Raw genomic sequence first — 14983 nt, 5'->3', positions numbered from 1 at the left:
GTGCGAGGATTCCTCGGACATCCGGGCCTGGGAGTTCCGAGTGACGACGGAGACGGTGGGATTGCTGGGCTACGGCCGCTTCGGCCGGGCGCTCTCGGGGCTGTTGTCGGATGCGGGCATCGCGCATCGCGTGTTGGACCCGCGTCAGGACGAGGTGCCTCCGAAGCTCCAGGCGGCGTCGCTGGAGGAGCTCGTCGGGGGGGCCTCGCTGCTGGTGCTCGCGATGCCCGTGTCGCTGATGCGGGCGTCGCTGGAGGCGCTGAAGCCGCTGCTGACGCCCCGGCACATCGTCCTCGACGTCGGCAGCGTGAAGGTGCGGCCGGTGCAGATGCTGGCGTCCGTGCTGGGCCGCGACATCCCCTGGGCGGGGACGCATCCCCTGTTCGGCCCCGCGAGCCTGGCGCGAGGGGACGCGCGGCGCACGGTGGTGTGTCCCAACGAGCTGCATCCGGAGGCGGTGCGCCGGGCACGCGAGCTGTTCGAGCGGCTGGGGTGCGAGGTGACGGAGCTGTCCCCCGAGGCGCATGACGAGCTGATGGCGCGCACGCACGTGCTCACGTTCTTCCTGGCCCACGGGCTGGTGAAGGCGCGCGCGGGCCGCGACCTCCCGTTCGCACCGCCCAGCTTCCAGCCCATGGCGCGCCTGGAGGAGTACGCGCGCCTGGAGGTGCCGCACCTGTTCGCCGTCGTCCAGTCGGAGAACCCCTATGCGCGCGAGGCGCGGGTGCGGCTGCTCGACGCGCTCACCCAACTGCATCAGGGGCTCGACGCGGATGCCTCCGGCAAGCCCCCGGTGGAGCAGGTGCCCCCGCCGCCCGCCCTCGCGGACGTCCGCGAGCGCATCGACGCGCTGGACCAGGCGCTGGTGGACCTGCTCGCCCGGCGCGCCCGGCTCGTCCAGGAGGCCGCGCGCGTGAAGGAGGCGCACGCCCTGCCGTTCCCAGACGCCGAGCGCGAGGCCGCCATGCGCCGGGTGCGACGCGACTGGGGGGCGGCCGAGGGCCTCGACGGCGACGACCTGGACGAGGTCTTCCTCGCCGTCCTGCGCCTCTCGCGAGGCTCGGGCTCCACGCGGTAGGGCCCCTGGGCCTCCCGCCAGTCCCCCTCGAGGTGACCACGGGCCGTGAAAAATGCTGTCTCGGGATGTCACGTGTCGATCGGCCCCTGCCTGGTTCGTCGTCGTCACGAAGGTGGTCGAAAACCACGGGCGGGCGAGCCCCGCGTCCAGAGGAGTGACGTCCATGTCGAAGCTCAAGGTCAGTTCATTCTCGATTTCCATCGATGGTTACGGTGCCGGTCCCGACCAGGGGCTGGAGCAACCGCTCGGGGTCGGGGGCCCCGCGTTGCATCAGTGGCTCGTGGGCACGCGCACGTTCCACAAGCTCCATGGTGAAGGTGGCGACGCGAGGAGCACCGGTCCCGATGACGACTTCGCCGCGCGTGGCTTCGAGAACATGGGCGCCTGGATTCTCGGGCGGAACATGTTCGGGCCCGTGCGCGGCCCCTGGCTCGATGACGGTTGGAAGGGCTGGTGGGGCACCAATCCGCCCTACCATGTGCCCGTCTTCGTGCTCACCCACCATGCCCGCCCGTCCATCACCATGGAGGGGGGGACGACGTTCCACTTCGTGACGGAGGGAATCCACGCCGCCCTGAGTCGCGCGAAGGAGGCGGCGCAGGGCCGTGACGTCCGGCTGGGCGGAGGCGCCGCCACCATCCGCCAGTACCTCGCCGCCGGGCTCATCGACGAGCTCCATCTCGCGATTTCCCCCGTGCTCCTGGGGAAGGGCGAGCACCTCTTCGCGGGACTCGATGTGGCGAGCCTGGGCTACGTGTGCTCGGAGCACGTCGCCACGAGCAAGGCCACGCATGTCGTCCTGACGAGGTCGGGCCAGACGCGGCCCCGCTGATTCGCGCTGTCCCGCCGTAGCTGCTTGCTCCCGCGGGGGCCACGCTCCGTTAGCGCTGCACGGTGAAGGTCGGGTTGAGCACCTTCATCGTGCCCTTCGTGACGCCGAACTGTTCATGCACCGCCGCGCGGCGCACGGCCTCCGCGGGGGAGATGCGGCCGGCGAGCAGCTCCTGGTAGGCGCCCAGCACGCGGGTGGCCTCCTCGCGGGACTCGCGCACGAACTCCACGCGGAAGCGCCGCACGCCGCGCGCCAGCAGCGACGGCACCAGCGACGCCGCGCTCTGCGCCTGCGCGTTGAACACCGTGTTGCGGCAGCCCACGTCCACCACGACGGGGTGCTCCAGGCCCTTGTGGTCCCGCAGGGACACGCGGTGCTGCTCACACGGCCGTCCACAACTGCGGAAGTCGCGCCCGTGCGACAGCGTGTGGGAGTACACGCAGTGCTCGGTGTGGAACGTGGAGATGTGGTGGTGCACCGTCACCGTGAAGCGCTCGGCGGGCAGGTGCTCCAGCATCGCCCCCAACTGCACCGCGTCCAGGTCGTGCGCGAACGTCAGCGTGTCCAGCCCCAGCCCGAGCAGGTGCAGCGCCGTCACGGAGTTGGTGACGTTGAGCGAGAAGTCGCCGTGCAGCGCCGGCCGCGTCTCCCCCGGCGCGAAGGGCCGCTCCAGGAAGTGCATCATCGCGCCCCAGTGCCGCGCGAGCACCGCGTCCGGCTTCAGCTTCGCGATGCGCGCGTCGTAGCCCTCCTCGCCGGGCTTCTGCACGCGCACGGTGGCGATGGTCACCCGCAGCCCCGCCGCGCGCGCCCGCTCCACCGCCCGCTGGAGCCCCACCAGCTCCATCCAGTCCAGCTCCACCTCCGGCAGGCCGGCGGCAATCACCGCCTCCAACTGCTCCTCCGTGCGGCACAAGGGGAGCAAGCGCGCGCCCTCGGTGGCCGCGGACGGCGCCACCACGCGCTCGCGAATCGCGGCGCGCACCTCCTCGAGCACCGGCGTCTCGCGCACCTCGCGCACCGGGCCCCGCGCCACCGACTCCGTCAGCTCCGCCACCAGCGTGCGCCGCAGCGCCTTCAGCTCCGACACCGGCAGGTGCAGCCCCGTCGCGAGCCCCGCGGTGTCCAGCTCCGCCAGATGGAAGGGCGTGCCGCCCAGCGCCGCGAGCTTGTCCTTCAACAGCGCCGCGTCGATGCCGCCGCCCCGCGCCTCGGACAACGCCACCGCGCTCGACGCCGTGGCCACATGCCCCCCGCGCACCCGCGCCGTCACCGTCAGCGGCGCCCCGGCCGCGCCCGACACGCTCAGCGTCAGCGGCACGCGGCCCTCGGGCTCGTCCTGCGCGAGCAGCTCCTCGGTGCGCTTCACCAGGGCGGGATCGCTCGTCACCCACACGCGCTGGCCCGCCGCGACGCGGGACATGTCCGGCCCGGGGTTGCCGAAGCCCAGCACCCAGCCGTGCCCCTTGCGCTCCACGCGGAACAGCGGCCCGCCGGCCTCGTGCTTGTCCTCGGGGTGGCCGTCGTCGAACACCACGCCCATGCCCGGACGCGGCGACACCTCCGCCGCCACCGGCGTCTCGCTCTCCAGCGGCGAGGACACCTTGCCCTGGGGACCCTCCGGCCGCGCCTCCGCGTCCTCCTGGCCCAGGCCGCCCGTCCACGGCCGGCCCTCCGGGTCCTCCACCACGCGCACGTCCCGGCCGTGCACCGACTCCACGACGCCCAGGTACGCGCCCCGGTGCTTGGGGAAGCGGCCCTCCACCAGCGTCTGGTGGTCCGAGCCCGCGAAGAAGCCGTGCGAGAAGCCCCGGCTGTACGACAGCGTCATGTCCGCCAGGTCCTTGCGCAGCGCCCCCGTGTCCGCCTTGCCCGCCGCCACGCCGTCCACCCAGCGCCGGTAGCCCTGCACCGCCGTGGCCACGTACTGCGGTCCCTTCTGCCGGCCTTCGATCTTCAACGAATGCACGCCGACGTCGACGAGCCTCGGCACCGCCATGACGCCCGCGAGGTCCTTGGGGCTGAGCAGGTACTGCACGTCGCCCAGGTCGCGCGTCTGCCCGTCCACCACCAGGTCGTACGGCAGCCGGCACGACTGCGCGCACTGGCCGCGGTTCGCGGAGCGCCCGCCCCACGCCTCGCTGGTGAGGCACTGGCCGCTCCACGACATGCACAACGCGCCGTGGATGAAGACCTCCAGCTCCAGGTCCGTCTCCGTCGCCAGCCGGGCGATCTCCGCCACCGACAGCTCGCGCGGCACCACCACGCGCGTGACCCCCAGCCCGCGCGCGAAGCGCGTGCCCTCCGCGCTCGAAATGGTCATCTGCGTGGAGGCATGCACCTCCATCCGGGGACACACCGCGCGCGCGACGAGCGCCACCGCCGGGTCCTGGACGATGAGCGCGTCCACGCCCGCGGCGGCCACGCGGCGCAGGATGTCCTCCAGCACCGGCAGCTCCGGCTCGAACACCAGCGTGTTCATCGTCAGGTAGGCCCGGGCCCCGGCGCGGTGGACGCGGGCGAGCGTCTCCGGCAGGCGGGCGAGCGAGAAGTTCTCCGCCCGGGCCCTCGCGTTGAAGCCCTCGTCGAGCCCGAAGTAGATGGCGTCCGCGCCGCTGGCCAGCGCGGCCTTCATCGAGTCGAGGTCTCCAGCGGGGGCGAGGATTTCGGGGCGACGACGCATGCCGGGTCCTCTAACACAGCGTCCACGACGTTTCGCCCGTCCTCACGCCGCCGTGGACGCAGTGCGCCATGTTCTGGTCAAGTCGCCGCAGGGTTGTTTCCACAGGAGACGAGTCATGGCTGATGGCGTGTTCAAGGACGGGCTGCTGGCGGGCAAGGTGGCGTTCATCTCGGGCGGCAGCAGTGGCATCAACCTCGGCATCGCCGAGGCGTTCGTGAAGGCGGGCGCGAAGGTCGCCATCAACGGCCGCAACGTGGAGAAGCTGGAGGGCGCGGTGAAGGGCCTCCAGGCCCACGGCGCCGCCATGGGCGTCGCCGCGGACGTGCGCGACTTCGCCGCCATCCAGAAGGCGCTGGAGCAGGTGAAGGACGCCTACGGGGAGCTCGACATCCTCGTCTGTGGCGCGGCCGGCAACTTCCCCGCGCCCGCGCTGGGCATCTCCTCCAACGGCTTCAAGGCCGTCATGGACATCGACGTGCTCGGCACCTTCAACCTGTGTCGCGCCGGCTTCGAGCACCTGCGCAAGCCCGGGGCCTCCGTCATCAACATCTCCGCGCCCCAGGCCTATCTGCCCATGGCCATGCAGGCCCACGTCTGCGCCGCCAAGGCGGGCGTGGACATGCTCACCCGCGTGCTGGCCCTGGAGTGGGGCGGCGCCGGCGTGCGCGTCAACGCCATCACCCCCGGCCCCATCGAGGACACCGAGGGCATGCGCCGGCTCGCGCCCAGCGAGGAGGGCCACCAGAAGCTCGCCCAGGCCCTGCCCCTGCAACGCTTCGGCACCAAGGCGGACATCTCCCGGTTGGCCCTGTTCCTGTCCTCGGACGCCGCCTCCTACATCACCGGCTCCATCATGGTCTGCGACGGCGGCCAGTCCCTGCTGGGCGGCGCCGCGCTCATGTCCGCGCTCGGCATGTAGCGCGCCTCACAGGGAGGATGGGGCGGTTCGGACCTCCCAGGGACTCCGTATGATGGGACTGCAACATTCTCCCTGGCCTTGAGAGGCCGTGGGAGATGTCTGCTAGAAGACGCTTCACTCCTGAGCCGAGTCGCCCTTGGGGAGGCGACGGCTCGGAGTCGGAGACCTTCATGTCCGCACGCGTATCCTCGCTCACCCGCTTGTTGGCGTTGAGCGTGCTGTGCCTCGGTGTGTCGCTGGGCTGCAAGGGAGACGATCCGCAGCCCACACCTCAGCCGCCGGTCTCGGAGGTCCCCGACGCCGCGGTGTCCCAGGTGGTGCTCACGCCGGAGCGCGAGCTGCTTGCGAACGGCGTGGACCAGGCCATCGTCACCATCGCCGTGCGCCAGAAGAACGGGCTGCCCCTGAAGGGTCGCCACGTGGAGGTCGCGGTCGAGGGCGAGGGCAACGCGGTGCAGCCGGCGGCGGAGACGAACGCCGAGGGACTGACGACGGCGACGGTCACGTCCACGCGCGCGGGCGTCAAGCGCGTCACGGTGACGGTGCTCGCGAAGGGGAGCGAGGGCCCGGTGGTGCTGAACGCGCGGCCCACCCTGACCTTCGTCAGCCCGCCGGCCACGCGGCTGGAGTTCTCCGATGCGTCGCACGACGCCATCGCCGGCCGTCCCATCCCGGGGCTCGAGGTCCGCTTCGTCGACGACTGGGGGCACGTGGTGCAGAGCGCCAACGGCGCGGTGACGCTGTCCCTGTCTGCCTCTCCGGCGGCCGCCGAGTTGACGGGCACGCTGACGCAGACCGCCGTGAACGGCGTGGCCGTCTTCCCGGATGTGGTCCTGACGCTGGCGAGCACGGGCTATCGGCTCGATGCCGGGTCGGACGGAGTGGCTCCGGCGCGCACGGCGACCTTCGACGTCGTCGCGAACGACGCGGTGGTGCTGTCCACGTCCGCGCCGCGCGCCACCACCGCGGGTGAGGCCGTGAGCCTCGAGGCGAAGCTGTCGGATGCGATGGGCAACGTGGCGACGGGCTACCGGGGCACGGTGGTCGTCACCTCCTCGGACGGCCTCGCCACGCTGCCGGTGTCCCACACCTTCACCGAGCAGGACCGCGGCGTCTTCACGTTCACCGGCGTCACCCTGCGCCGCGCGGGCGCCCAGACCGTCACGATTGCGGACGCGACGCCCTCCTCGTCGCTGCGCTCCGTCCAGGACATCGACGTGGCGGCCGGCCCGCTCGCGGCCCTGGCCTTCGCGACGGTGCCCGAGCGGGCGTCGATCCACGTGACGCTGCCGCCGGTGTCGGTGGCCCTCCAGGACGCCTTCGGCAACGCGGTGTCGGCGGGCTCGCCGCCGGTGTCGGTGGCGCTGGACGGGATGAATCCGTCCCTGCTCACGGGGGTCCTCCAGGTCACGCCCGTGGACGGCGTGGCGACCTTCTCCTCGCTCCAGGTCCACACGGACGGCGTGGTCCACCTCACGGCGAGCGCCTCGGGCCTGACGGGGGCGCGGAGCCCCGCGCTGACCATCGTCGACGACGTGCCGCCGGCGAAGCCCGTGCTGTCCGTGGCGGCGCTCACGACCGACTCCGCCACGGTGACGTGGCTGGCGGTCGGAGATGACGGCGACACGGGCACGGCGACGTCGCAGCAGTTGCGCTACTCCACCCAGCCCATCACCACGCCCGCCGAGTTCCAGGCGGCGACGCCCGTGGGCGGAGTGGGGGCGCCCGCCGCGCCGGGGACGACCGAGTCCGCGACGCTCACCGGCCTGTCCTCCGCGCAGGTCTACCACGTCGTGCTGGCGGTGACGGACAACCAGGGCAACACCACGTACTCGAACGACCTGATGCTCAAGACGCGCAACGCGCTCGTCAAGCAGATCGCCTTCACGCAGCAGCCGGCCAACGGCGTCGCGGGCGTGGCGCTGGCGGACATCCGTGTCGCGCTGCTGGACGCGAACGGCGCCGTCGCCCCGTCCGCGGACTCGCCGGTCCTGTTGACGCTGGTGGGCGGCTCCGCCTTCGAGCCGCGTCAGGTGGTGGCCGTCAATGGCGTGGCCACGTTCACGGGCGTGCGCGTGGACCGCGCGGGGGAGTTCCGCTTCTCCGCGAGCGCCGAGGGCCTGTCCGTGGAGAGCGGCGCCTTCGTCATCTCCGCGGCCGCCGTGCACCACCTCGTGCTGACCGGGCCGGCGTCGCCGGTCGTCGCCGGGCAGGCGCGGGACTTCGAGCTGGCGGCGCGGGACGCGTTCGACAACCTGGTGCCGGGCTACACGGGCACGGTGCACTTCACGTCGACCGACCCGCAGGCCGGCCTCCCGGCCGACTACACCTTCACCGCGGCGGACGCCGGGCACCACACCTTCACGGGCGTGACGCTGGCCACCTCGGGGACGCGCCGGGTGACGGCGACGGACACCGCCGCCCCGTCCCTGACGGCCTCCGTGGAGCTGGAGGTGACGAGCGACGTGGCCCACCACCTGGAGATTTCGGGGCTGGCGGCCAGCGTGGGCGCGGGGACGCAGCAGGGCTTCACCGTGTCGGTGCGTGACAACTTCGGCAACCTCGTCCCGAGCTACCGGGGCGTGCTGGCCTTCCAGTCCGACGACACCCAGGCCACGCTCCCCGCGGAGTATCGCTTCACCGCGGCGGACGCCGGGCAGCACACGTTCACCGCCACGCTGAAGACCGCGGGCGCGCGCGCCCTCACCGCGAAGGAGCTGCTCGGGGCGCTGGCCGTGACGGCCTCCACCCAGGTGCAGCCTGGCGTGACGCGATACCTGGTGATGCCGACGTCCGTGGAGCCTCACACGGTGGGCGTGCCGCTCCAGGTGTCCGTCATGGCGTGGGATGAGTTCTCCAACCGGGTCCCAGGCTATCGCGGCACCGTGAAGTTCTCGTCGGACGACACCACGGCCACGCTGCCCGCCGACTACACCTTCACCGAGGCGGACGCGGGCGAGCACGTCTTCACCGTCACGTTCGCCCGGGCGGGAGACATCCTCCTCATGTTCCAGGACACGGCGGACGAGTCCCTCATCAACTCCGAGTTCTTCTGGATGATCCCCGACGCGGCCGCGTCGCTGACGGTGTCGCTGGTGCCAGGCCCGTACACCGCGGGAGTCGCGTATGGCTTCACCGTCACGGCGAAGGACCGCTTCGGCAACGTCGCGACCGCCTACGCCGGAACGGTGAACGTGGCGACGACGGACCCGCAGGCGGAGCCCGTCGCGTCCCACGCCTTCACCTCCCAGGACAAGGGGGCCTACTCCTTCTCCGTGGCGCTGCGCACGGCGGGGGCCCAGACGGTGACGTTCTCGGACACGACGCTCGGCGCGTCCGCCTCCCAGTCGCTCACGGTGGCGGCCGCCGCCCCCACGCGGCTGCGCATCGCCGCCAGCCCGGCGTCGGTGTCCGTGCGTCAGACGCTGGCCGAGGTGCGGGTGTCGGTGGACGACGCGTTCGGGAACACCGTGCCGACCGCCTCTGCTTCCGTGACGGTCTCGCTCACGGGGAGCGCGGGGGCCACCTCCCTGCGCGGCACCCTGACGCGCGACGCGGCGTCGGGCGTGGCGGCCTTCGCGGACCTCGCCGTCGACGAGGAGGGGCAGTATTCGCTGGTCGCGCAGTCGGTGGGCTCGGGCTTCACCCTGGCCACCGCGGCGCTCACGGTCGTCGACGACGTGGCGCCCGCGGCGGTCGCGACGCTGTCGGCCACGGTGGAGGGTGACGAGGCCATCCGCCTGCGCTGGCGGGCGACGGGCGATGACGGCCTGGATGGCCGCGCGGCGCGCTACGAGCTGCGCTACGCCCAGTCGCCGTTGACCGACGCGAACTTCGGCACGGGGACGCTGGTGTCCACGAGCCTCCCTGGCGAGCCGGGCACGGAGGAGCAGGCCGTCGCGTCGGGGCTGTCGCCGGGTCGCACGTACCACTTCGCGGTGCGCGTGTTCGACGGCAGCGACAACGCGAGCGCGCTCACCACCACCTCGCTCCGCACGCCCAGCGCCTGCGACGACGTGGTCTGCGAGCCTCGCGCCGCGACGTGCGCGGAGAACGGCGTGGACCGGGTGACGTACGCGGCCGAGTGTGTGCTCGAGGCCGGCGCGCCGACCTGCCAGTACACCCCCACGGCCACGGCGTGCACGGGCCTGGATGGCGTCTGCTTCCAGGGCGCGTGCACCACGGCCGCGGCGCCCGCGGCGAACGAGCTGGTCATCACCGAGCTGATGCACTCCCCGACCAACGGGACCACGAAGTACGTGGAGCTGACCAACACCACGGACCACCCGGTGAACATCAACGGGGTGTCCATCGAGGTCGTCAGCCCCGTGGCGGGACTCTTCACGCTGGACCGGGGCGCGGGCGCGGCGGTGGTGGTCGGCGCGCACGACTCGTTCGTGTTCGCGAGTGACGCGAACCTCCAGACCAACGGTGGCGTGCTCGCGGACGTGGCCTACGGCAACGCCCTGGACCTGGCGCCCACGGGGCAGTTCGCGGTGCGCCTGGAGGGCGTGGTGTTGGACACCCTGATGTACGACGAGGCGTTCCCCTCGGCGGCGGGGGCGGCCATCAGCCTGTCCTCCGTGGTCCAGGGCGCGCACGTCAACCGCTACGCCTGGTTCTGGTGCCTCGCCACCGAGGAACTCGCGGGTGGCAACCACGGCTCCCCGGGAGATGCCAGCGACACGTGCGGCATCACCTACGATGCGCCCGTGGACAACTGCGTCATCGACACGCCGAAGTCCTTCTCCGAGCCCCTGGCCCCCAACGAGGAGGCCCTCGTCACCAGCCGCTTCGCGGAAGGCCGCGTGACGTCGGGGAACACGGCGGGCAACGACTACTTCCCGTTCGTCGCCGGTGAGCTGGGGTACGGCACGGACCCCGACCATCCGGAGTCCTGGACGTGGGTGCCCGCGAGCTTCGCGACGGGCTACGTCGCGGAGGGGCGGACGGATGACCAGATGGAGGCGACGCTGCGTATCCCCGCGGTGGGCAACTACCTCTATGGCTTCCGCTACCGGTTCACCCGGGGCCCGGCGGGCTCGGATGTCTGGACGTACTGCGACCAGGACGGGGTCGTGTCGCAGGGCGTGACGCCGCACTACGGCACCGTGTCGGTGGAGGAGCCGCCGCCGGTGGCGAACCACGTGGTCATCAGCGAGGTCAGCGGGCGCGGTGTCTCGGCGCAGACGGACGAGTACATCGAGCTCTACAACCCGACGAACGCGGACGTGAACATCGGCGGCTGGCTGGTGCAGTACAAGTCGGCGACGGGGGCGGCCTACTCCGGCAGCGTCACCATCCCCGCGGGCAAGGTCATCCGCGCCCACGGGTACTTCCTGGTCGCGCACACCGCCTTCACGGGGGGCGCCACGACGCCGCCCGACGCCACCTACAGCAACTTCGACATGGCTGGCTCCACGACCGGCGGTGGCCACGTGCGCATCGGGCCGGGGCTCTTCACGAACCCGAACGAGGTGGCGGTGGACGTGCTGGGGTGGGGGACCGCGAACGCGCCCGAGGGCACGGCGGCGCCTGCCCACCCCGCCGCGGGGGGAAGCCTCGAGCGCAAGGCGCTGCCCACGTCCACGTCGGCCACCATGGCGGTGGGCGGTATCGACGCCAACAAGGGCAACGGAACGGATTCGAACCAGAACGCGCAGGACTTCGTGACGCGCGCCACCCGTCAGCCGCAGTGCTCGACGAGCCCGACCGAGCGGCCGTAGTCCTGGCTCATTCCCGATGAGAGGAGAGGCCGCCCTGGCTGCACGCAGGGCGGCCTCTTCGTTTCCTGGTGACGGGGGCCTGGGGGAATCTGTCCGGCATCGGGCCGTCCGCCCGCCAATCCCTGCTGCTCCGGACGAAAGGGCGGATTACCTTTGCCCCCATCGTCCCCTTTCGCACGACCAGGAGAGCAGCCCGTGTCCGAAACGCTCGTTCCCGACGCCGTCCGCCACATCACCTGCCCGCCCGAGGCGTTCCGCCAATCGGGTGAGGAGGCCATGGCCGCCGCGCGCGCCGGAATCGCCCGTCTCAAGTCCCTGCGCCCGCCCTATGACGTGAGCCAGGTGCTGGAGGTCTACGACGAGGCCATGGCCTCCCTCGACGACGCGGCGGCCCAGGCGAGCGTGGCGCGCAACTCCCATCCGGACTCCGCGATGCGCGACGGCGCCGAGGCGGCCGAGCAGGCGCTGGAGACGCTCGCCACCGACATCCGCATGGACCGGGGCGTCTACGACGTCCTGTCCTCCCTGGACCTCTCCGGCCAGGACGCGCGGACGCGCAAGTGGATGGAGAAGGTCCTGCGCGACTTCCGCCGCTCGGGTGTGGACCGCGACGACGCCACCCGGGCCCGCGTGAAGGAGCTCCAGGAGGAGCTGGTCCGCATCGGCCAGGAGTTCAGCCGCAACATGCTCCAGGACACCCGGACGGTGTCGCTGCCGCCGTCCGCGCTGGAGGGGTTGCCGGAGGACTACGTGCGCGCCCACCCGCCCGGGGCGGACGGGCAGGTGCGCATCACCACGGACTACCCGGACATCGTCCCCTTCATGACGTACTCGCGGGACGCGAAGGCGCGCGAGCAGATGTGGCGCGTGTTCCGCATGCGCGGGCACCCCGCCAACCTGGACGTGCTCCAGCGCATGGTGGCGCGTCGCCACGAGCTGGCCACGCTGCTGGGCTACCGCAACTGGGCGGCCTACGCGACGGAGGACAAGATGATTCGCGACGAGAAGGCCGCCGCGGACTTCATCGCGAAGATCGCCACCGCCTCAGGCGCGCGCATGGAGCGCGACTACGGCACGTTGCTGGAGCGCAAGCGCCGGGACGAGCCGGGCGCCGAGCGGGTGAATCCGTGGGACCAGGCGTACCTGGAGGACCGCATCAAGGCGGAGCAGTACGCGTTCGACTCGCAGGCGGTCCGGCCCTACTTCGAGTACACGCGCGTGAAGCAGGGCATGCTGGACCTCACGGCGAAGATGTTCGGCGTGACGTACCGCAAGGTGGCGGACGCCACGGTGTGGCACCCGGACGTCGAGGCCTATGACGTCCTGGAGGACGGCGCGCTGCTGGGCCGCTTCTACCTGGACATGCACCCCCGGGCGGACAAGTACAAGCACGCGGCGCAGTTCGTGCTCGCCAGCGGCAAGGCGGGGCGGCGGCTGCCGGAGGGCGTGCTGATGTGCAACTTCCCCAAGCCCGGCACGGAGCCGGCGCTGCTCCAGCACGACGACGTGGAGACGTTCCTCCACGAGTTCGGCCACCTGCTGCACCACATCTTCGGCGGGCACACGCGCTGGGCCGGGGTCTCCGGCGTGCGCACGGAGTGGGACTTCGTGGAGGCGCCGTCGCAGATGCTGGAGGAGTGGGCGCGCGACGCGGCGAGCCTGCAGACCTTCGCGAAGCACTACCAGACGGGGGAGCCGCTGCCGGCGGAGCTGGTCACCCGGATGCGCCGCGCGGATGAGTTCGGCAAGGGGCTGTGGGTGCGTCAGCAGATGTTCTACGCGGCGCTCAGCCTGGAAATCTATCGCAGGGACCCGGCGCAACTGGACGCCACCGCGCTCGTGCGCGAGCTGCAGGGCAAGTACACGCCGTTCCCCTACGTCGAGGGCACGTACTTCCACCTGTCCTTCGGGCACCTCGAGGGGTACTCGTCGAACTACTACACGTATATGTGGTCGCTGGTCATCGCGAAGGACCTCTTCACCGTGTTCCAGCGCGAGGGCCTGTTGTCGTCCGCGCCCGCGAAGGCGTACCGCCGCGCGGTGCTGGAGCCGGGAGGCTCGGACGATGCCGCCCGGTTGGTGCACGCCTTCCTGGGCCGTGACTACGACTTCCACGCCTACGAGGCGTGGCTGAACAAGGCGGCCTGACCTCGTGCCCCGGAGCCCAGGCGCGGAGTGGCGCGCCCGGGCTCCTCGGAGAGGGTCCTGCCTCAGCCGCGGACGCGTGAGGCGTCGACCCCGAGCAGCGGGGCGAGCGCCGGATGTACGCGGCCCGGCGTGAGCGTCAGGATGCTGTAGCCGGCGACGCCCGCGAGGACGAACGGGTCCTCGGAGGCGATGCGCTCCACGGTGGCCCGGTCCACGCCCTTCGCGAGGATGACGCCGCCGTGCGCGGTGGGCTCCGTCTGGCCGGAGAAGAGGAACGTCCCCGCGCGGTGATGCTCCTCGAGGAAGCGGACATGGTCCGCGACATGAGGGGCCGCCGCTTGCTCCGAGTGTCGATAGGTCAGGTGGAGGACGTGGAGCATGGGCTGCCCGGGGGGACCCGCGTGGATTCGCGGGCGGCATGATGGCTCGCGCCCGCGCATGACGCACCCGCTCATCGCCGTCGACGCACCCCGCGCGGGGGGGCATGCGTTCGGAGCATCAGGTGGGGCGCACCGCCACACGCCGGTCCTTCCGAGCCCGGAGGAACTGGAGCAGCGCCTGGGCCGCGATGACGGCGGGGAGCACCTGGAGCGAGCCTGTGAGCTCGAAGAGCACGTCGTTGGGCAGCTCGTAGGTGGGTGGCGGAAAGAGCCGCAGGAGCAGGGCGGGGGAGGTCCCTCCGAAGAAGAGGATGTTCTTGAGGAGATGGTTGTAGAGCCCCTCGTATGCGCCAATCATTCCCACGGGAATGGCCAGGGTGACCAGGGCGAACAACCCCGTCGCGGCCCACCCCGAGCCGCCTGTCGGCCGCGCACGCAGCCACGCCAGCGCCCCCATCAGCCCCAGCGCCGCGACCACCGCGATGCCCACGACGTGCAGTCGCCAGGGCGTGGCATAGCGATAGGCCCCGTAGGCGTGATGCACGCTCGTCAGGACGAGCACCGCGCCCGAGGCCCACGCGGAGCGCTTCGCGACACGCCATGTCTCTGTTTGCATCGTCATCGGTCTTCCTCCTCGACGCCGGTCCGGAGCGCCGGTCCGTCACGAGGAGGGTTGTGCCGTGTGCGCTCCCGTGGTGCGAGTGAGGTCTGGGCACTTCATCCATGCGCGCGGCGCATCAATCACGCACACCCGCGCCGAGATGCTAGGATTCAGGTGCTTCAATCAACAGTGGGGGTGTCATGCAAAAGCCGCTGCGATTGTGGATGGCCATGCTGTTGTGTGTGTCTGGAATCATCGCTTGTGGTGGAACCACCGAGCCCGAGTCCCCGCTCGAGGACGCGTCGGGGACGACGAGCCAGCAGGCCCTGGCCTGCGTCAACGACGGCACGATGGCGGGAGCGTGTTCCTCGTCGAACACGTGCGTGGGGGGCACCTGTCGCCCGCGGTGCTCTTCCTCGGGCACGTGCTCATCGGGCCAGCGTTGCTGTCCCGGGTACATGTACTCGGATGGCAGCCTGATGCACCCCTACTGCATCGCGACCTCGCAGGGGTGTTACAACCCGGGAGGTGTGGACGCCGCCGCCACGGACCTGTGATGGGGTGAGTCGAGGTCGGGGGCCGTCGCGGTGGTCCCCGCCTCGCGCATCGTGGAAGA

9 protein-coding genes are annotated in these 14983 nt (G+C 71.6%); 6 read left to right on the top strand and 3 right to left on the bottom strand.

Annotated features, from left to right (window positions below; genetic code table 11):
* The first annotated feature begins 40 nt into the window (after positions 1–40).
* Complete coding sequence (locus tag LZ198_RS19780) at positions 41–1078, top strand: prephenate dehydrogenase/arogenate dehydrogenase family protein (RefSeq protein WP_253973569.1); 1038 nt, start codon at positions 41–43, stop codon at positions 1076–1078.
* A gap of 163 nt (positions 1079–1241) precedes the next feature.
* Positions 1242–1910: a dihydrofolate reductase family protein gene (locus LZ198_RS19775; RefSeq protein WP_253973568.1), complete on the top strand. Its 669-nt coding sequence runs from the start codon at positions 1242–1244 to the stop codon at positions 1908–1910.
* A 49-nt stretch (positions 1911–1959) separates the two neighbouring features.
* Here the strand turns inward: LZ198_RS19775 and LZ198_RS19770 are convergent, their stop codons facing one another.
* The gene (locus LZ198_RS19770) at positions 1960–4593 is read right to left on the bottom strand and encodes a U32 family peptidase (RefSeq protein WP_253973567.1); all 2634 of its coding nucleotides are present in this window, start codon (positions 4591–4593) and stop codon (positions 1960–1962) included.
* Between the two features lie 115 nt (positions 4594–4708).
* On the opposite strand from LZ198_RS19770, the gene LZ198_RS19765 reads away from it, so the two are divergent.
* From LZ198_RS19765 to LZ198_RS19755, 3 genes are all read left to right on the top strand, one after another.
* Complete coding sequence (locus LZ198_RS19765; RefSeq protein ID WP_253973566.1) at positions 4709–5512, top strand: SDR family oxidoreductase; 804 nt, start codon at positions 4709–4711, stop codon at positions 5510–5512.
* A gap of 170 nt (positions 5513–5682) precedes the next feature.
* Positions 5683–11238: a lamin tail domain-containing protein gene (locus tag LZ198_RS19760; protein WP_253973565.1), complete on the top strand. Its 5556-nt coding sequence runs from the start codon at positions 5683–5685 to the stop codon at positions 11236–11238.
* A 195-nt stretch (positions 11239–11433) separates the two neighbouring features.
* Positions 11434–13386, top strand: a complete 1953-nt coding sequence (locus tag LZ198_RS19755) for a M3 family metallopeptidase (protein WP_253973564.1) — start codon at positions 11434–11436, stop codon at positions 13384–13386.
* Between the two features lie 62 nt (positions 13387–13448).
* Here LZ198_RS19755 and LZ198_RS19750 read toward each other — a convergent pair whose 3' ends face one another.
* Both LZ198_RS19750 and LZ198_RS19745 read right to left on the bottom strand, forming a co-directional pair.
* On the bottom strand, positions 13449–13766 hold the full coding sequence (locus LZ198_RS19750) for a YciI family protein (protein ID WP_253973563.1): 318 nt from the start codon (positions 13764–13766) through the stop codon (positions 13449–13451).
* 118 nt (positions 13767–13884) lie between these two features.
* A complete protein-coding gene (locus tag LZ198_RS19745) occupies positions 13885–14388 on the bottom strand; it encodes a hypothetical protein (protein WP_253973562.1) in 504 nt (167 codons plus the stop codon).
* Positions 14389–14567: 179 nt separating this feature from the next.
* Between LZ198_RS19745 and LZ198_RS19740 the strand changes: the two genes are divergently transcribed.
* A complete protein-coding gene (locus LZ198_RS19740; RefSeq protein ID WP_253973561.1) occupies positions 14568–14924 on the top strand; it encodes a hypothetical protein in 357 nt (118 codons plus the stop codon).
* Positions 14925–14983: the final 59 nt, after the last annotated feature.

This window comes from Myxococcus dinghuensis (assembly GCF_024198235.1).
Classification (GTDB): Bacteria; Myxococcota; Myxococcia; order Myxococcales; family Myxococcaceae; genus Myxococcus; species Myxococcus dinghuensis.
Note: the sequence above shows the minus strand (reverse complement) of the source record. Positions and strands in the feature narration are given on the sequence as shown.

Coding starts and splice junctions, on each gene's coding strand:
- LZ198_RS19775 (WP_253973568.1), top strand. CDS start 1,242: ATGTCGAAGCTCAAGGTCAGTTCATTCTCGATTTCCATCGATGGTTAC.
- LZ198_RS19770 (WP_253973567.1), bottom strand. CDS start 4,593: ATGCGTCGTCGCCCCGAAATCCTCGCCCCCGCTGGAGACCTCGACTCG.
- LZ198_RS19765 (WP_253973566.1), top strand. CDS start 4,709: ATGGCTGATGGCGTGTTCAAGGACGGGCTGCTGGCGGGCAAGGTGGCG.
- LZ198_RS19760 (WP_253973565.1), top strand. CDS start 5,683: ATGTCCGCACGCGTATCCTCGCTCACCCGCTTGTTGGCGTTGAGCGTG.
- LZ198_RS19750 (WP_253973563.1), bottom strand. CDS start 13,766: ATGCTCCACGTCCTCCACCTGACCTATCGACACTCGGAGCAAGCGGCG.
- LZ198_RS19745 (WP_253973562.1), bottom strand. CDS start 14,388: ATGACGATGCAAACAGAGACATGGCGTGTCGCGAAGCGCTCCGCGTGG.
- LZ198_RS19740 (WP_253973561.1), top strand. CDS start 14,568: ATGCAAAAGCCGCTGCGATTGTGGATGGCCATGCTGTTGTGTGTGTCT.